Origin of the sequence: Flavobacterium sp. ZB4P23 (assembly GCF_003970375.1) — a bacterium.
Taxonomy (GTDB): domain Bacteria; phylum Bacteroidota; class Bacteroidia; order Flavobacteriales; family Flavobacteriaceae; genus Flavobacterium.
In genome coordinates this window covers 25,664-44,350 of record NZ_RYDK01000001.1, presented here as the reverse complement: position 1 = coordinate 44,350, position 18,687 = coordinate 25,664, and the positions used below count along the sequence as shown (strand labels likewise).

20 protein-coding genes are annotated in these 18,687 nt (G+C 34.6%); 4 read left to right on the top strand and 16 right to left on the bottom strand.

What is annotated here, in order from left to right:
- Window positions 1-11: 11 nt before the first annotated feature.
- From EKL99_RS00200 to EKL99_RS00130, 16 genes are all read right to left on the bottom strand, one after another.
- Window positions 12-1,157, bottom strand: a complete 1,146-nt coding sequence (locus EKL99_RS00200; RefSeq protein WP_231507344.1) for an alpha/beta hydrolase — start codon at window positions 1,155-1,157, stop codon at window positions 12-14.
- A gap of 121 nt (window positions 1,158-1,278) precedes the next feature.
- Entirely contained in the window at window positions 1,279-1,884 is a 606-nt protein-coding gene (hisIE, locus tag EKL99_RS00195; protein ID WP_126451645.1) for a bifunctional phosphoribosyl-AMP cyclohydrolase/phosphoribosyl-ATP diphosphatase HisIE, read from the bottom strand.
- An 83-nt stretch (window positions 1,885-1,967) separates the two neighbouring features.
- A complete protein-coding gene (hisF, locus tag EKL99_RS00190) occupies window positions 1,968-2,723 on the bottom strand; it encodes an imidazole glycerol phosphate synthase subunit HisF (RefSeq protein WP_126576160.1) in 756 nt (251 codons plus the stop codon).
- A 98-nt stretch (window positions 2,724-2,821) separates the two neighbouring features.
- The gene (locus tag EKL99_RS00185) at window positions 2,822-3,604 is read right to left on the bottom strand and encodes a HisA/HisF-related TIM barrel protein (RefSeq protein ID WP_126553405.1); all 783 of its coding nucleotides are present in this window, start codon (window positions 3,602-3,604) and stop codon (window positions 2,822-2,824) included.
- Window positions 3,605-3,703: 99 nt separating this feature from the next.
- The gene (hisH, locus tag EKL99_RS00180) at window positions 3,704-4,291 is read right to left on the bottom strand and encodes an imidazole glycerol phosphate synthase subunit HisH (RefSeq protein ID WP_126576159.1); all 588 of its coding nucleotides are present in this window, start codon (window positions 4,289-4,291) and stop codon (window positions 3,704-3,706) included.
- Between the two features lie 89 nt (window positions 4,292-4,380).
- Entirely contained in the window at window positions 4,381-5,517 is a 1,137-nt protein-coding gene (hisB, locus tag EKL99_RS00175) for a bifunctional histidinol-phosphatase/imidazoleglycerol-phosphate dehydratase HisB (protein ID WP_126553407.1), read from the bottom strand.
- A 24-nt stretch (window positions 5,518-5,541) separates the two neighbouring features.
- Window positions 5,542-6,591 (bottom strand): histidinol-phosphate transaminase, encoded by a 1,050-nt coding sequence (gene hisC / locus EKL99_RS00170; RefSeq protein WP_126576158.1) that lies wholly within the window; start codon window positions 6,589-6,591, stop codon window positions 5,542-5,544.
- Window positions 6,581-7,873 (bottom strand): histidinol dehydrogenase, encoded by a 1,293-nt coding sequence (gene hisD / locus EKL99_RS00165; protein ID WP_126576157.1) that lies wholly within the window; start codon window positions 7,871-7,873, stop codon window positions 6,581-6,583. The genes hisC and hisD overlap by 11 nt, the downstream gene beginning before the upstream one ends.
- Before the next feature lie 73 nt (window positions 7,874-7,946).
- Window positions 7,947-8,804, bottom strand: coding sequence for an ATP phosphoribosyltransferase (gene hisG / locus EKL99_RS00160; RefSeq protein WP_126569044.1), 858 nt, complete (start codon window positions 8,802-8,804; stop codon window positions 7,947-7,949).
- Window positions 8,805-9,082: 278 nt separating this feature from the next.
- Window positions 9,083-9,211 carry a hypothetical protein gene (locus tag EKL99_RS14750; RefSeq protein WP_255416388.1) on the bottom strand — a complete coding sequence of 43 codons (129 nt, stop codon included), beginning with the start codon at window positions 9,209-9,211 and terminating at the stop codon, window positions 9,083-9,085.
- A 246-nt stretch (window positions 9,212-9,457) separates the two neighbouring features.
- Window positions 9,458-10,900 carry a DUF3570 domain-containing protein gene (locus EKL99_RS00155; RefSeq protein WP_126576156.1) on the bottom strand — a complete coding sequence of 481 codons (1,443 nt, stop codon included), beginning with the start codon at window positions 10,898-10,900 and terminating at the stop codon, window positions 9,458-9,460.
- A gap of 43 nt (window positions 10,901-10,943) precedes the next feature.
- The gene (locus tag EKL99_RS00150) at window positions 10,944-11,156 is read right to left on the bottom strand and encodes a DUF4266 domain-containing protein (RefSeq protein WP_126451655.1); all 213 of its coding nucleotides are present in this window, start codon (window positions 11,154-11,156) and stop codon (window positions 10,944-10,946) included.
- A 15-nt stretch (window positions 11,157-11,171) separates the two neighbouring features.
- Complete coding sequence (locus EKL99_RS00145) at window positions 11,172-12,155, bottom strand: FAD:protein FMN transferase (RefSeq protein WP_126459289.1); 984 nt, start codon at window positions 12,153-12,155, stop codon at window positions 11,172-11,174.
- Window positions 12,155-12,589 (bottom strand): thioredoxin family protein, encoded by a 435-nt coding sequence (locus EKL99_RS00140; protein ID WP_126459286.1) that lies wholly within the window; start codon window positions 12,587-12,589, stop codon window positions 12,155-12,157. Before EKL99_RS00140 ends, EKL99_RS00145 begins: the two co-directional genes overlap by 1 nt.
- Before the next feature lie 250 nt (window positions 12,590-12,839).
- Entirely contained in the window at window positions 12,840-13,283 is a 444-nt protein-coding gene (locus EKL99_RS00135) for a ubiquinol-cytochrome c reductase iron-sulfur subunit (RefSeq protein WP_126553417.1), read from the bottom strand.
- Between the two features lie 369 nt (window positions 13,284-13,652).
- Window positions 13,653-14,333, bottom strand: a complete 681-nt coding sequence (locus EKL99_RS00130; protein WP_126576155.1) for a GNAT family N-acetyltransferase — start codon at window positions 14,331-14,333, stop codon at window positions 13,653-13,655.
- Window positions 14,334-14,773: 440 nt separating this feature from the next.
- Here EKL99_RS00130 and EKL99_RS00125 point away from each other — a divergent pair, with 440 nt between their 5' ends.
- From EKL99_RS00125 to gndA, 4 genes are all read left to right on the top strand, one after another.
- Entirely contained in the window at window positions 14,774-15,661 is an 888-nt protein-coding gene (locus EKL99_RS00125; RefSeq protein ID WP_126576154.1) for a helix-turn-helix transcriptional regulator, read from the top strand.
- A 282-nt stretch (window positions 15,662-15,943) separates the two neighbouring features.
- Window positions 15,944-16,510 carry a 6-phospho-3-hexuloisomerase gene (hxlB, locus tag EKL99_RS00120; protein WP_126576153.1) on the top strand — a complete coding sequence of 189 codons (567 nt, stop codon included), beginning with the start codon at window positions 15,944-15,946 and terminating at the stop codon, window positions 16,508-16,510.
- 41 nt (window positions 16,511-16,551) lie between these two features.
- Window positions 16,552-17,193, top strand: a complete 642-nt coding sequence (gene hxlA, locus EKL99_RS00115) for a 3-hexulose-6-phosphate synthase (RefSeq protein ID WP_126563688.1) — start codon at window positions 16,552-16,554, stop codon at window positions 17,191-17,193.
- Between the two features lie 77 nt (window positions 17,194-17,270).
- Complete coding sequence (gene gndA / locus EKL99_RS00110; protein WP_126576152.1) at window positions 17,271-18,677, top strand: NADP-dependent phosphogluconate dehydrogenase; 1,407 nt, start codon at window positions 17,271-17,273, stop codon at window positions 18,675-18,677.
- Window positions 18,678-18,687 lie beyond the last annotated feature (10 nt).

The following is an 18,687-nucleotide window of genomic DNA, read 5'->3' as shown; positions in this document are numbered from 1 at the left end:
AAATCGCATCTCTACACTTCTTTTTCATTAAAAAACAACCATTCAATTGCTTTTGGAAACTCGTCACTCCAGTAGGTTTCGCTATGTTTTCCCTGCTTGTTAATACTTAAATTAATATTCGATTTTTCTTTTACAAATTCACTTGAAATCAAACTATCTTTAAAACTTTTGATATGTTCAATCATCGTTATACTTTCATCGCCACCGGCATATAAATAGATTTTTGTATCTGCTGAATTAGCTTTTTCAATATTGATTTTTAATTCAGGAACGACCCAAAGCGAGGGAGAAAAAATCATTAATTTCCCATACACTTCAGGATTTCTTAATCCACTAAAAACACTAACTAATCCACCCATTGAGCTTCCTCCAATTCCGGTGAATTCCCGTTCTTTTTTGGTTCTAAAATTGCGATCTACGTAGGGTTTTAATGTATCAGTCACAAAGCGAATGTATTTCTTGCCTTGCCCCTTTCCTAGAACAGTTTTCCCTACATTGTATTCTTTGATGCGATCTTCTTCGGCGTGTTCAATAGCAATAATTATAATTTTTCCGATTTTATATTCTGACATAACTGCCAGTTTTTTATCAATTTCCCAATTGCCAAATTCAGCTGATTCATTGAATAAATTTTGAGCATCCTGCAAATACATAACCGGATAACTTTCACTCGATTTGTCATAATCATGGGGTAATAACGCCCATATTTTCCTGGTTTTATTGAGTTGGGGAATTTCAAATTCATCCGAAATCAATTGCACTTGAGGTAAAAAAGATTGTTTAAAAGGCAACCAGTTTTTTCTCCATCTCTCAACGTGTTCTTTTTGAATGCCAGTATGTACTAATGTAGAGCGATTTTCGGTACGATTCCCATGACTGTTAATCTCAACATCGCTCCAATCTCCTTTCGTAAATTTATACAAAAGCATCTCTGGATAATCAAAATCATGTGGGAATTTGTAATGATACGAACGGTTCCCTATCTTCTCCATCAGAAATTCGTTGTCCTGTGTGCGCCAATTATTAAAATTCCCTGAAATATAAACCGGCCGAGCATCATCTTCATCAGTAGTTAGAATTATGTGTAGTCCAGTATTTAGTATAAAATTGTTTGCATCAGGATTAAAGGTGGTATTGTCTGAATTCATTACTTGCATGTGCTGCTTTAATTTTAAAATAAAAGTAAATATAGTGGATTGCTATTGGAAATAAAAGAAAAAAGAAAACCCAATAGCAAATGAATTTTCTATTGGGTTTTATGTATAAAAAGTAAGTATGCTAATTTTTCTTCTGACGGCTTTTTAAAACTGTTACCACATCATCTAACTTAAACCCTTTGGCTTGCAATAAGATAAGATAATGAAAAAGTAAATCAGCACTTTCACTCAAAAACAAATCATCATTGTCATCTTTGGCTTCAATAACCACTTCAATCGCTTCCTCACCTACTTTTTGGGCAATTTTGTTCATCCCTAATTTGAATAAAGAAGCAACGTAACTTTTTTCTGAATCTGCATTTTCTCTTCGAAGTTGGATTGTATCTTCTAAATCCGAAATAAAGCCATAATCTGCTTTGTTTTCGTCAGCCCAGCATGTATCTGTACCTTTATGACATGTTGGCCCTTCTGGTTTTACCTGAATCAATAACGTATCATTATCACAGTCGTTTTTGATGTCAATCAGATTTAGAAAATTGCCACTTTCCTCGCCTTTTGTCCAAAGCCTTTGCTTACTTCGACTGTAAAAGGTTACTTTTTTAGTGTCTATCGTTTTTTGATACGCTTCGGCATTCATATAACCCAACATCAAAACCGTTTTGGTTTCACTGTCTTGAATGATTGCTGGAATTAATCCGTCTGTATTTTTTGAAAAATCTATGTTCATGTTTTTAATTTAAAGATTGAAAATTTAAAGATTGAAAGATTATCTAATCTAACTTTCTTTTCTCTTTATTCTATTATCTATTTCTATATTCTAATCTCGATATTGTTATTTTTAAGGACTTTTTTTAATGTTTTGATTTCAATTTCTTTAAAATGAAATACACTTGCGGCCAATGCTGCATCGGCTTTTCCAACTACAAAAGCGTCTACAAAATGTTGAATATTTCCTGCTCCTCCTGAAGCAATTATAGGAATATTAACTAACTCAGAAAGTCTAGCCAAAGCTTCATTAGCAAAACCGTTTTTAGTTCCGTCATTATCCATTGACGTGAATAAGATTTCACCTGCACCACGTTCTTCCACTTCTTTGGCCCAATCAAACAAATTCAATTCGGTAGGCACTTTTCCTCCTACTAAATAAACAATCCATTGCCCGTCAATTTGTTTGGCATCAATTGCAACCACTACACATTGACTGCCAAATTTTTGTGCCAAATCATTAATCAACTGCGGGTTTTTGACCGCTGAAGAATTAATAGAAACTTTATCCGCCCCGTTTTGCAACAAAATTTCAACATCTTCAACGGAGGAAATTCCACCACCAACAGTAAATGGAATATTAATCGTGGAAGCGACTTTACGAACCAAATCAACTAAGGTTTTCCTTCTTTCTTCCGTGGCAGAAATATCTAGAAAGACCAATTCATCTGCGCCTTCATCTGAATATATTTTAGCTAATTCAACTGGATCTCCTGCGTCACGCAAGTCCACAAAATTAATACCTTTTACGGTTCTTCCGTTTTTAATGTCGAGACAGGGAATAATTCTTTTTGTAAGCATTATTGTTTTTATTACACAGAGATTCACGAAGTTTCACAGAGATTCACAAAATTCTTGGTGAATCTTAGTGTCATCTTTGTGTGTCTTTGTGAAACAATCTATTTTATTATATATTTTTCTAATTGTTTCAATGAAATTCGTCCTTCATAAATTGCCTTACCAATTATTGTTCCTTCACAGCCTAATTCGGCTAGTTTTGGTAATTCGTCAAAAGTAGAAATTCCTCCCGAAGCAATTAATTTTATGCCATTGGATTCCGCCAACTTCTCGCCTCTCGACTGCGCTCGAGATGACGCGCTCGAAGTGACAGTGCATTGATTAATAATTTTTTTATATAAATCAAAGGATGGTCCTTCAAGCATACCGTCTTTGGCAATATCGGTACAAATTACATACTGAATTCCCTTATTTTGATACTCTTGTATAAAGGGAATCAATTCTTCATTAGAATCCTCCAGCCAACCAGAGACCGCTACTTTTTCATTGTTGGCATCTGCTCCCAAAATAATTTTATCAGCACCGTATTCTGCAATCCATTTTTCGAATAGTTCTCTATTTTTAACGGCTATACTTCCGCCGGTAATTTGATTGGCACCACTTTCAAAAGCAATTTTCAAATCGGAATCGGATTTTAATCCACCACCAAAATCAATTTTCAATTTGGTTTTAGAAGCTATTTGCTCTAATATTTTATAATTCACAATTTGGCTTGACTTTGCTCCGTCTAAATCAACCAGGTGCAGGTATTCTATACCGTGAGCTTCAAATGATTTGGCCACTTCAAGCGGATTTTCATTGTATATAATTTTAGTATTGTAATCGCCTTTTGACAAGCGAACACATTTTCCATCAATGATGTCTATTGCGGGTATTATTCTCATTTATTTTTAATTTAAAGATTTAAAAATTGAATTATTTAAAGATTGGGAATGTTAATTAAAGAACTATTTGATTCTCTAATTTTTCAATCTTTGAATTTTTCAATCCTTTAATTTTAAGAAATTACCCAAAATTTGTTCTCCAACATCACCACTTTTTTCAGGATGAAATTGAGTTCCATAAAAATTTTCATTTTCCAATGCTGAGGAATATTCTAGCTCGTAATTAGTTGTGGCAATGGTTTCTGTACAAATAGGAGCATAAAAACTATGGACCAAGTACATGTATTCGTTCTCTGCAATTCCTTTGAATAAATCTGATTTCAAGTTGTAAATTTGGTTCCACCCCATTTGTGGTACTTTTACTTTTGGCGTAAACTTAATCACATCAATATCAAAAATTCCCAAACCTTTGGTATTCCCTTCCTCCGATTTGTTGCACATCAGTTGCATTCCCAAACATATTCCCAAAACAGGTTGTTTCAAGGTTGGAATCAAAGTGTCTAAACCACTTTCTAAAAGCATTTTCATTGCGGAACTTGCTTCTCCAACGCCTGGAAAAATCACTTTGTCTGCTGCTTTAATTTCGTCCGGATTATTGCTCAAAACAGCTTTGAATCCCAATCTTTCGATGGCAAACATAATACTTTGAATATTGCCTGCACCGTAATTTATGATTACTGTTTTCATTTATATTGGTCTTAATGTTGTAAAGTCAAAAGTCATAAAGTCAATGCCGGAGCACTTTAAGACTTTAAGACTTTTGTCTTTCGACTAAATTAAAGCATCCCCTTTGTACTTGGCAAAATCATTTTTTCTGTATCCCGCTTTACGGCTACTTTTATTGCTTTGGCAAAAGCTTTAAAAATGGCTTCAATCTTGTGATGTTCGTTCGTTCCTTCTGCCTTTATATTGATGTTGGCTTTCGCTCCATCGGAGAAAGATTTGAAGAAATGATAAAACATCTCCGTTGGCATTTTTCCGACCATCTCCCGTTTGAATTCGGATTCCCAAACCAGCCAGTTTCTGCCTCCAAAATCAATAGCCACTTGCGCTAAACAGTCGTCCATTGGCAAACAAAAACCGTAACGTTCTATTCCTAATTTATTTCCTAATGCTTTCGCAAAAACTTCTCCAAGTGCAATTGCTGTATCTTCAATTGTGTGGTGTTCGTCTACTTCCAAATCACCTTTTACAAGAATTTCTAGATCCATTTGTCCGTGACGCGCAATTTGGTCGAGCATGTGATCAAAAAAAGCAATTCCAGTTTCAATTTGACTTTTTCCAGTTCCATCAAGGTTTACGTTGATGTAAATATCCGTTTCATTTGTTTTTCTTTTTATTGAAGCGGAGCGTTCTTCTAATTTCAAAAACTCATAAATTACTTTCCAATCGGTAGTTTGCAAAGCAATAACGGAATCTAATTCCTCTCTTTTTGAAGCAATTTCGTCGCCTCCCAATTCTTCATCGGTATTAATAAAAATCGCTTTTGAACCTAAATTTTTGGCTAATTCCACATCTGTTATTCTGTCTCCTATTACGAATGAATTTGCTAAATCATACTCCGGATTATCAATGTATTTTGTCAACAAACCTAATGCAGGTTTGCGCGTTGGAGCATTTTCGTGCGGAAATGTTTTATCAATTAATACCTCTTTGAAAATAACGCCTTCATTTTCAAACGCTTTCATAATTAAATTATGCACGGGCCAAAAGTTAATTTCCGGATGCGAATCCGTACCCAAACCATCTTGATTGGTCACCATTACGAGTTCAAAATCTAGTTCCAAAGCAATTTTCCCAAGGTATTGAAATGCTTTTGGATAGAATTCCAGTTTTTCAAAACTGTCTAATTGATAATCATTTGGTTCCAAAACCATTGTTCCGTCACGATCTATAAAAAGTATTTTTTTCATTAAAAAAAGTTTAAGGTTTAAGGTTTAAAGTTGTTTTAACACCTCAATTAATTTCATGTTTTCTTGTGTTGTTCCAACAGTTAAACGCAATGTATTTTCACAAAGTGGTTGGGTGGTTCGGTTCCGAATTACAATTCCTTTTGCAATCAACTCTGCGTATCTTTTATTGGCATCATCCACTTTTACCAAAATAAAATTGGCTTCTGTAGGATAAATTTTTTCGACAAAATTAACATCAAGTAACGCTTTAAGTAACTCCTCTCTTTGTGCTATAATAGATTCAATTTCAGATTTTATCTTTTCCGGCTTGTCTAATCGTTCCAAAGCTCTTTTCTGAGTCAGTTCATTCACATTATATGGTGGTTTTATTTTATTCAAAACCGAAATTACTTCCGCAGATGCATAACAAATTCCCAATCTGATTCCTGCCAAACCGTACGCTTTTGATAGTGTTTGAGTAATGACCAAATTTGGATATTCGTCTAATTCATTAATCCAACTTTCTTTTTTTGAAAAGTCAATATACGCTTCATCAATTACTACCAACCCCTTAAAATTTTGAAGAATATACGCCACACTTTCATCCGAAAAAGAATTTCCGGTTGGATTATTTGGTGAACATAAAAAAATAATTTTAGTGGTTGCATCAACAGCTTCCATGATTTTCTCCATTTGCGGCTGAAAATCTTCTGAAAGCAACACTTCTTTGTTCTCTACTGCATTGATATTCGCCAAAACACCATACATTCCGTATGTTGGTGGCAAAGTGATTACGTTATCTGTTTTTGGTTCACAAAAAGCTCTGAATAACAAATCCAACACTTCATCGCTTCCGTTACCAAGTAAGATTTGATTTGTTTTGACATTTCTTAGTTTAGCCAAAACCTCTTTTACACTAACTTGTTGTGGATCTGGATACCGATTTACACCATTTTCAAACGGATTTTCATTGGCATCAAGAAAAATCATATCTGCAGTATCAAAACCTTCAAATTCATCACGAGCTGAAGAATACGGTTTCAATTGCTTTACGTTTTCTCTAACCAAATTATTTATATCGAAATTATTTTTCATTTTCAATCGCTTTTAATCGTAATGTAACTGCATTTTTGTGCGCTTGCAATCCCTCCGCTTCTGCCATGATTTCAATAGCTTTCCCGATATTTTGTATGCCTTTTTGGGATATTTTTTGAAAAGTCATTGCTTTAGTAAAACTATCCAGATTTACACCGCTATAATTCTTGGCGTAACCGTTGGTTGGCAAGGTGTGATTCGTTCCTGAAGCATAATCACCGGCACTTTCAGGTGTATAATTTCCTATGAATACAGAACCCGCATTTTGAACGCCATTACTGTAAAAATCATCAAATTCTGAACAAATGATAAAGTGTTCTGGTCCATATTCATTGATTAAATCCAAAGCAATTTTATCATTTTCGACAAAAATTAATTTAGAATTAGCAATCGCTTTTTCAGCAATGGCTTTTCTTGGCAACGCTTTTATTTGGATTTGGATTTCAGCCTCAACAGCCTCAATTAACTTTCTGGAAGTAGAAACTAAAATTACCTGACTGTCCGCTCCGTGTTCCGCTTGAGATAATAAATCTGATGCTACAAAAGCTGGAACTGCTGTATCATCAGCCACAATCAATAATTCTGATGGACCGGCCGGCATATCAATTGCTACGCCAAACTGAGTTGCGAGTTGCTTGGCTACCGTTACATATTGATTTCCTGGTCCAAAAATTTTATACACTTTAGGGATCGTTTCCGTACCAAAAGTCATTCCGGCAATTGCTTGAATACCTCCTACTTTTAATATTTTAGTCACACCACATAAATTTGCAGCATACAATATTGCGGGATTTATAGCTCCATTTTTATCGGGAGGGGAACACAAAACAATTTCGTTACAGCCTGCAATTTCTGCAGGAACAGCAAGCATTAAGACTGTGGAAAATAAAGGTGCAGTTCCTCCTGGAATATACAATCCAATTTTTTGAATGGGTCTTTTTTCCTGCCAACAATTTACTCCTTCAATAGTTTCTACAGTTACTCTTTCTGTTTTTTGAGCAGTATGGAATTTTTTAATGTTTGACTTCGCAAGTGAAATTGCTTCTTTTAAGTCGGCAGAAATGGAAGCAATAGCCTCGTCAATTTCTGCTTTAGAAACTGCTAAATTTTCGATAATTGCACCATCAAAAAGCGAAGTGTATTTTGCAACAGAAAGATCACCTTTCTTTTGTACTTCCTTAAAAATTTCTTTTACTGTTGCTTCTATATCATCAACCGTTTTTGTAGGTCTTTCTAAAATGGAAGCCCAGCTTTCGGGTTTTGGATTGAATATTTTATTCATTTTTAATTTTATTCAAAGATTAAATGATTTAAAAATTGAAAGATTTTACTTTTAAATCATATCATTCATAATTCTACAAAACCATTTTCTCAATTGGACAAACTAAAATTCCTTCAGCTCCAGCTTCTTTCAATTGATCAATCACATCCCAGAAAGTATCTTTGTCGATTACCGAGTGTACGCTGCTCCATCCTTCTTGTGCCAAAGGCAAAACGGTTAAACTTCGTAATACCGGAAGAATTTTTCCAACAGCATCAATTTTGTCATTTGGCACATTCATCAAGATATACTTCGATTTTCTTGCTCTTAAAACAGATTCAATTCTGAATTTTAAAGTGTCTATTATTTTTTGAGATTCAGGACTTACTTTTGGAGAAACAGCCAACACCGCTTCACTTTTAAAAATAACTTCAACCTCTTTTAGATTATTTTTAAATAATGTACTTCCACTGGAAACAATATCCACAATAGCATCAGCTAAACCAATGTTTGGAGCTATTTCAACCGAACCTGAGATCTGGTGAATATCGACATTTACACCTTTCGAATTAAAAAAATCAAGCACTGTTTTAGGGTAAGAAGTTGCAATACGCATACCATCTAAATCCTGAACGGATTTGTAATCAAATGCTTTTGGTACAGCAACAGATACTTTACATTTTGAAAAACCTAATTTTTGAATTACTTCAATATCTCCGCCTTTTTCAACTAATAAATTATCGCCCACAATAGCAATATCCACAACTCCATCAATCAGATATTGAGGAATATCCGAATTTCTTAAATACAAAACTTCTAAAGGAAAATTGGATGCTTCTGCTTTTAATTGGTCGATTCCGTTATCAATTGAAATGCCTGCATCTTTTAGAATTTGAATGCTGTCTTCGTTTAAACGCCCTGATTTTTGAATTGCAATTTTTAATGTACTCATTTTGTTTTTTGTTTTTTTGTTTAAAATATTTTGATTGAGTACAAATATGGGGTAATAAAAAACCCGTTTGATGTACTCAAACGGGTTTTTAGAATATGATGATTTACACACATACCATTAACACATCGCTTGAGAGCAATAATGAAAATGATGATGATGCAATTGATTTGTAAACATTTTTGTCTGCTTTATTTTAATTCTTTTGCAAATATACGAGTTAAATTCTTTAGAAAGCAATTTTTATTTTAACTTAAATGCTAATTTTTGTTAAATGAATATTATTCTTTTTTTTTATTATATTCTTTTTTCACAGCTGTATTCTCATTCACGGGTGCAGAAACAGCGCTGTCTTCACTAATTTCTGTATGACGAATTTCATCCCCAGAATTTCCTACTTTTATTGACAAAAATTGACACTATCACAAACAAAATATACGCCGTATTTTTTAACGAATCTTTCTTTAAAAACATTCCAGCTATCAAAATTCCAATTCCGAAAAAGGTTCCGATAATTAGAATTTTGTTTTCAACCATTTACAAATGAGTGTAATCGATATTTTGGTCTTAATTCCGTTTTCGGTCTCTGAATAAAAATAGTGAAGTTGAAAAGAATTAACATATGCATCTTTATTGTTTTTTTACAAATTCAGGGTTTATTGCATTACAAATTTAAAAGCAATGGTAGCAATATTAGCCGTCAAATTATCACTTCGTTTGTAATGATTGAATCTAAAATCAATATTTTTTAAGCCAAATTTCCAAATTTTCCCTGCAGAAAAAATATCTGTATAATTAACGCCAAAACCGTATTGATTGGCATCAAATGTGGTTAAATCAGCATCCGAAGTATAAAATTTTTCTGTTGACAAATGCGTTTCATAAGGCGCATAATATTTAGAAGCCGCTTGTGTATAATAGCGGTACATTGGAAAAACAGTAAACTTATCGGACAATTTCACAGGAAGTTCAATACTGGCGGTATGCGATTGTATGTCCCAGTTATCTGAATAAAAACGATAATAGGTTCGTACTATAAATCGGTCATTGATGTAATAATTCAAACGCGCTCCAACGGGAAGTTTAAACCGTGAATCCGGTAATCTTTCGATATCATCTGCTAATTTGTAAACTCCGGTGTTGCTTGGACTTTCGTAATTGCTTATGTATTGCGCTTGTCCAATGTAAAAATTGGCTTTGTCTGCAAAATAAATTCGGTGGTAAGGAGAAGACAATAATCCTTGTTGTTGCAATACATCAAAGAAAACGGAAACTTGTAATTTCTTAGTCAAAACCTGAGAAAACCCTACAGAAGCTGAAAATGAATTTCTGTTAACAGTAGTAACCTGTTTAAATTCAGACGGCAAGTAATCTGTTGAGGATACACCGTTCTGATCCAAAACTGATACACCAAAAAAATAGCCTTGATTTAAAAAATTTGAACCATACAATGAATATTCGTGCAACTCTGTTGGATAAATAGGTCTCCATTGATCTATATATGCATTTACTTTCAAACTCAATTCTGTGTTTTTTTCATTAAAAAGACCAGTGATTCCGCCACCAAAACCAACTGAAGTGTAATCATATTCATTTGAAAAAGAAACATCTGTATTCCAAATAAAATTCCTGGAATCGCTACTATGACTGTAATTAGCAACAACGGATACTAACTCATCACTTCTTGAAGCACCAGATGAAGCTTGCCAAGGCGTTCCACTGGGTCCCGTAGCCGCCGCTTTACTGCCTGCTGTTGGATCATTAGCGCCTCTGCTACCAGAAGCACCCGTAGAATTAAATGGATTTATATTACTGGACGAAGCTGATGAATAGGCTGATATTCCTAAATCAATAGTCAAGACATCATCCTCATTCAACGGCATTGCCACCACAATATTAGAAGCGACATCTGTAAGTTTCTCTGAACCAATACCCCCAGAAACAGCTGATCTTGATCCATCTTGCTCGTAATAACTCGCTAGAAAGTCCACTTCTGTACTTTCTAACACTCTTTTTTTAAAAACGGGTTCTTTACTATTTTCTTGAGAAAAAGCAGTTACAGTGATTAAGATAAAAAGAGATAAAATTTTTATTTTCATTTTCTAATGGATTGGAATTTACAATCTGAATTGATGCTTTAAATTAATTGCAACCACAGCCGCCACCTGATTTTCCACCATTGGCTCCGCCAGCAGCTTCACGATATACTTGAAAAGACGTTTCATACCGTTCCGCTGTTCGGGCAGAAAGCTTCATGTCAGGATCAGTTATTTTCTCTTTTTCGTATTCTTTTATGGAACTGCACGATTGCAAAATCAAAAGTGTAAAAAATACAAAGGCTATTTTATGTTTCATGAGTGCATTTTGTTATTAATTATATTTTTTGATATCAATTCCATTTGAAGAGTGAATTTTTCCTTTATCGTCAACAATAATACATTCAATCCCTTTAATTTGATTTACTAAATCCAAGCCTACTTCTACTCCAAGTACAAAAATTCCTGTGGCCAACGCATCAGCGATTTCAGTCTGCTTGGAAAAAACAGAGACACTGACCACACCATTTGCCGGATACCCCGTTCTGGGATCAATAATATGCGAATAACGAATACCGTTAAAAATCACATATTTTTCATAACTGCCGGAAGTTTCCACCGCACTGTCTTCTATCGGGAACGTGGCAAAAATTTTATTCTTGTTCAAAGGGTTTACTATTCCTACAGTCCAAGGTTTTCCGTCCGGTTGTTTCCCCCAGGCATTAATATCTCCCGAGACGTTTATAATTCCGGAAAGACAGCCTTTAGAAAACAATAAATCTTTTACTTTATCAGCAATATAGCCTTGTCCAATGCCGCCCAAACCTAATTTCATTCCTTCTGATTTTAGAAAAATAGTCTGTTCTTTCTGGTTTAGAATAATATTTTTATACCCAATTTTCGCGACTGATTTTTTTATGGCTTCATCGGTTGGCATTACTTTCATGGAACCATCAAATTTCCATATTTTGTCCATGGAAGCATACGAAATATCAAAAGCACCATTGGTAATTTGGGAGATTTTAATGGCTCTTTCGACCAATTCAAAAACTTCAGCATCCACTTTTACTGGCTGTATTCCTGCATTGCGATTGATTTCGGAGATTTGCGTTGTTGGAATCCAATCGGAGATTAAATACTCAATTCGTTTTACTTCGGCTACAGCCAAATCAATATATTCGTTGGCCTTTATAGTATCACTTGCAACAGCGGTAACCTCAAAAGGACTCCCTAACATAAACAACTTTCTCTTATGCGTAATTTGCGAAGTTGCTAATGCCGTTGTGAATATAAAACTGAGTACGAGTATTTTTTTCATTATTTCTCAAAGGAATGAATGATTTGAATGTATTCTTGCGGAGTCACATTTTTGTAACCAGTAATTCCTAATACGGTCCCTGTTTTATCCAGTAACAGCACTAAAGGGAAATTTCCAGATTTGTTGTACTGCTCAGCTAATTTTTTATTGCTAGCTGTTAAATTAGCAGCCAGTAAATTTGCTTTTTTCTTAGGAAAATCAGCTTTGTATATGACCCATTTTTGCTCTGCCTCATTTTTAAAATCTTCTGACTTCCAGATTGTATTTTCTAGTTTAATACAAGGCGCACACCAATCAGATCCTGAAAACACAAGAAGGATATTTTTGTTTTCTTTGATTGCTTTTATTTTTGCATCATTAAAATCAGATTCCCAATTTTGAGAATAACCAAATGTTCCTAAGAAAAGAAACAAAATCAGCGTGTATTTTTTCATTTTAGGGTTGTTTTTATTTCTATAAAAGTATTTGTTTTCCCTAAACAACAATTTAGCAGAGAACAAAATTAAGACAGAATTAATTTAACAATAAGAGACTTAAGTAATAACCATGGTATAATGTCGTATTTTAAAATCAGGATAAAATCATGTAAAAATCTGATTTAAAGCTGTTTTACTTAAAGTTAATTCTTTTGACTTTACGACTTTTAAACTTTCGACTTACTTATAGCTCTTTGTTTTAATTTTATTACACAAAAACAGTCAGTGCTGTTCCTGCTAATGAAGTCTTGTACTCTTTTAAATTAGACACTGCAGGCCCAATTGTAACTACTCCCTTACTGGTAAATTGAGAATTATGTCTTGGACAAACAAATTTGTTACCTGCTTCATCATAATTAACAATAACTCCCTCATGAGGGCATGCAGCAGAGACTGCTAGAAAATCACCTGCGTTGGTTCTAGCGATAATTATTCCTTGGGTTACTAAAAAACCTCCGTTTTTAGCTAAAGTCCCCATGCTTACATCAACTGTGAAATTTGAACTTGCTGGAGGTGTCGTGTTGGTGGTACCTGATGGACCTGAATTTGTATCATCGGAGCTACAGCTCACGGCCATACCAGCAATACAAGCAGGTAGTAAAACTGTTGCTGCTCCAAATCCTACTCTGGAAAAAAATTCTTTTCTAGTCATAATTATTGATATTAGTTTCTAATAATAATAGTTACGTAAAAAACTCAAGTTTAGTTTTTTATTGAAAAATATTGTTTTAAGTACTTAGTTTTTAGTCCTTTTTTAATAAACTACCTCGAAGCAAAGTCCCAGAGGTAATAACTAAATAACTGCCACAGATTCCCAGATTTTTAAAAATCTTTTTAATCCTTACAATCTGTGGCAAAAACTCTTTTTAATAATTGCGACAATATATCTTTCTTGCTACTTATAATCATTTAAAAAAAACTCTTTTATGATGATTTTTTTTAAGTTATTGTTGCCCAGATTTTGAGTTGGACTCAGCTAGTGCATTTTCAGGATTTACAAAATTGTTCTCAATCCACAAGTTTACCTGGTAATATACCAAAAACTAATTTTTTGCCTGATTGTAAAACCCAGTTTTTGATAGAGTGTTATGGCTGTGCTATTGTCTTCAATTACATGTAAATAAGGTGTTTTATTTTGGTTAAAAATTTCATTTACTGTATGGGCAACTAATTGTTTGGCGTATCCTTTTCCGGTGTGATTGGGATGTGTTACTACTGCGCTGACTTCGATAAAATCATTCATTTGCATGCGCTCACCACTCACGGCAACAAGTTTATTGTTTTTGAAAATACCATAATAATTGCCTAATAAAGCGGTTTTCTTTTTAAAATACCCTGGCTGCACCAAATTTACCAACGCATATAAAGCATCAATATGTTCGTCAGTCAGTTGTATGATTCGATCATTAATTAGAATGTCGATTGGATTGTAAACAATCATTTGAAGGCAAACCAATTCTTTATTAATCGTCAATAGATTTGAAAATTCTGGTTTTTCTCCAACAATAAAGAAATTATCAACCATTGCAGCGTATTTATCGATAGACTTAGCAATAGCATCGCCTTTTTCAAAACCACCAAACGGGCAATAATCCGGAGGATAGAATTTTATATTGCCAGAATTCATAGCAAAATTTTGATGCGTTTCTAATAACGAAAACCAAACTGGATTATCTAATTTTTTATCGTTTTGTGTTTTCATAATAATTTAGTTTTTGAAAGTTGATCATCAATTTTACGTACTTTTTCATCCGTTAAAATTAAGGTATTTATGTTTCACTCTTTTCGCGGGTAATGTTAGTTCCTTCAATATAAAAATTAAAATTCATTATTAGTGCTCTAAGAACCGTACTGAATCTAGTTTTGAGCCTAATTTCAAGCTGAATCAATATCTTAAGATAAGAAAAGAGTATATTTGTCCTTGATCTTTAATGTTTAAAATTACTGACACTCCCTTTTATAATTAAAATCCCTTGATTATTAAGCTATTATTGAAAAGCTACTAATGAAAATTGTACTAAAGAAGTGTTTTAAATTTAATAAATTAGGTTTACAAGCATCATTTAAAATGACTCTATAATAAACTTGATGCATTAAAGTCGTTTATTAGAGCGCACTCAGCACTTATATAAAAAATATCCTATGTACTTAGAGAGGTTTGAGATTAAAAAAAACATTCAAAAAACGGATGATAAAAATTTGTCCTTCCGGGTTTTTGACCTTGGGACAGCAAGTGCTGAAGATTATTTGAAACCACATAAAAAAGATCATTTTTGTATCATACTTGTGGAATCAGGAAGTATTAAAGTACATATCGAAGACAAAATTCATTTATTAAACTCAGGAAAAATTTCTATTCTGTTTCCGGATCAAATCCACTTTTTGTCAAATTTGTCAACTGATTTATCTGGCAAAATTATATTATTTGAAGAAGTATTGTTCTGTTCAGATATATTGAAAAATGAGCTCAGTGCCTATAATGTAAACTTATCGGCCCACCTTAATTGTACCGCACTTTCTAGCCTAGAATTTGAACAAGTCCTACCTATTATAAAGAACATACAGGATATTTATAATGCCCCTAGCCTAGTTAAAAAAGAGCAGGCCCGTTTTTATATCAAAATCTTCCTTTTGGGACTCATTGAATCAATCCATGGCCAACATCCTGTTTTACATCAGGACACTCAAGGTCCTGACCAGAATACCTATATAGCCTTTAAAAAACTTTTGAACCATCAATATAAAATGGAGCGCACTGTACAATACTATGCCTTAAAACTGGCTATCAGCACTAAAAAGTTAAATGCACTAAATAAAAAATATTCTGGCGAAACCGCAATAAATGCAATCCACAACCGGATCCTTACCGAAATTAAAAGACAATTACTGTTTACGGATCGCTCTCACAAAGAAATCGCATTTGACCTTGGGTTTAGCTCTCCATCAGCTCTTAATAAATTTGTAAGAGCTAAGCTAAAGGAAACGCCAACGGACCTTCAGAATGGCCTGGCGCAAATTTATACCGCATAGTCTTGTATATATAACATCCCTCCTTTCCTTCTGATCTATCTTTGCATCAGTAATTAATACTATTCAAAATAGAGATTAATTACTGTTGCAAAAAATCGATTACAGCTTTATTATTCTATTTAATTCTGAATAGAAAAAATTAAAATTATAAAGGCATCCTGTAATTTCAATCACGCAATACCTCACACACTCGAAAAAAAATCGATCAAAATTACCCAATTTCATTGGTGTACTAATTTGAATGATAGTAGGAGCGTATCGCTTATTTAAAAATAAAACAAAATGAATAGTAACACTTTGACAAACAAAAATCTGCATGTTATTTTGGAGGAAAACCTAAAATTAGCAAATGAGATTAATCCTCAAGAGATAAAGGTTTTGGTTAACGAAATTAAAGCAGCCAAACGAATTTTTGTAATGGCAGCAGGGAGAAGCGGACTTGCATTAAAAATGGCAGCCATGAGATTTATGCATTTAGGCTATACGGTATTCATAGTAGGAGAAACGAATACACCCGCCATTCTTGAAGGTGATTTGTTACTGCTAGCATCAGGATCCGGCACTACTTCTTCAGTACTCTCATCAGCGGTGAAAGCGAAGGCTCAAAAAGCAACAGTTATTGCGCTGACTGCCGATGCAGAAAGTAAATTAGCAGAAGTGGCAGACCATATCATATTCATAAAAGCGGCAACAAAAACTGACTTTGGGGCTTCGGTCTCCGAGCAGTATGCAGGCAGCCTTTTTGAACAGTTTATATTATTTATCCTGGAGAGCGTTTTTATGTCGCTTTGGCAAGAATCAAAGTTGACCAAAGAAGACCTATGGCCCAAACACGCCAACCTGGAATAACGATTTTTTTAATATTATTAATTTTTTTAAACATTTTAGACATGACAAAATTACAAGTCGCAATTGATTTACTTACTACAGAAGCAGCATTAGAACTAGCACACAAAGTAGCACCTTACGTAGATATTATAGAATTAGGTACTCCGCTTATTAAATCGGAAGGACTTAGTGTGGTAACAGCAATGAAAACTGCTTTCCCTGACAAATTAATTTTTGCAGACATGAAAATTGCAGATACCGGTTTTCTAGAAGCTGAGATTGCATTTAAAGCTGGAGCAGATCTAGTAACCGTTATGGGTGCTGTAGATGATGCAACTGTAAAAGGCGCGGTAGAAGCTGCAGCAAAATATGGTAAAAAAGTAGTAGTTGATACTATTGGAGTTAAAGATAGAGTACAAAGAGCAAAAGAAGTAACTGCTTTTGGAGTTGCTTTTGTTGAACTACACGCTGGTCTTGACGAACAAACATTAGCAGGATATTCTGTACAAACACTTATCAGTGAAGGTAGACTAGCAAAAGTTCCTTTCTCTGTAGCAGGTGGTGTGAATATTAGTACAATAAAAGATGTTGTAGCTGCTGGTGCAGATGTAGCTGTTGCTGGTGGTGCCATTTATGGTGCTGAAGATCCGGCTGCTGCTGCAAAAGCATTAAAAGAAGCTATAAATAGTGTTACTGTAGCCTAATAATTGACTAATTTTGGCTGGACTTTATAAATAAAGTCCAGCCTTTTTTTTTCTAATAATAAATTTACATACTAATTATGAATACATTCGATTTTGGCATAGTGGGCCTAGGAGTAATGGGTCGTAATCTACTCTTAAATATGGCCGACCAAGGTCATGCTGTAGCTGGCTTAGACTTAGATGATGATAAAGTTCTTTCTCTCACAGAAGAAGCGAATTCCCAACACCGAATCAAAGCCACAACAGCCGTCGAAGATTTTGTTGCACTTATCAGACAGCCAAGAGCTATCCTGATATTAGTACCAGCAGGAAAACCTGTTGATGCTGTCATTCAAAACCTACTGCCCCACCTGGATAAAGGAGATATTCTTATCGACGGCGGAAATACATATTTTACTGATACTGACCGTAGATATACAGAATTATCGGCCAAGGGAATCCACTTCTTTGGAATGGGAATCTCAGGAGGCGAAAAAGGAGCCCGTTTTGGCCCTAGCCTTATGCCCGGAGGTAATAAAGAAGCCTATGAAAGGCTACGTCCTATTTTTGAATCCATTGCTGCTAAAGTAAATGGAGAACCTTGCGTAGAATACTTAGGCAACGGATCTGCAGGAAACTACGTAAAAATGGCGCATAACGGAATTGAATATGGGATTATGCAGCTTATTTCAGAGGCATACGATCTTATGAAACGCGGATACGAACTAGACGACACTACAATTCAAAAAGTATTTGAAGAATGGAATAACACCGAACTCGAATCCTACCTGATTGAAATAACAGGACACATCCTGAAGAAAAAAGATACCGACGGCCAGATATTAATAAATCTAATCTCCGACTGGGCAAAATCCAAAGGAACAGGAAAATGGACTTCTCAAAATGCCATGGACTTAGAAGTTCCCCTTTCAACCGTAGATGCTGCCGTTGCAATGAGGGAAATGTCTAAAAATAAACCGGAAAGAATTGAGGCTTCCTCAAAATTAATTTGGAATGCAGAACAAACCAATACTGACTTGCCTGCAGCCATAGAAACACTTAAAGGGGCTTTATATTTCTCCATATTAATTACCTATGCCCAAGGATTAGCCTTATTAACGAAAGCTTCAGAAGAGTATAATTACGAGTTGAACTTGGAGACAATCGCTAAGATTTGGCGCGGTGGATGTATTATTCGTTCCACAGTTCTTGAAGATTTCAGAAAAGCTTATGCCAAAAATGGGAAACTGAAAAACATACTGCTCGACGATAGCATAGCTAAAACGTTAAACGAGAATCAATCGAATATTAGGTCTACGGTACAATTTGCCGTTCAAAAAGGGATACCTATTGCCGGTCTAATGAACTCCTTAGCTTATTTTGATGCTTACCGATCAGAAAAACTTCCGACCAACCTGATACAGGCACTGCGCGACTACTTCGGGGCTCATACTTATGAGCGTACTGATACTAACGGTATATTTCACACCGAGTGGAATGACTAAATTTTAAATG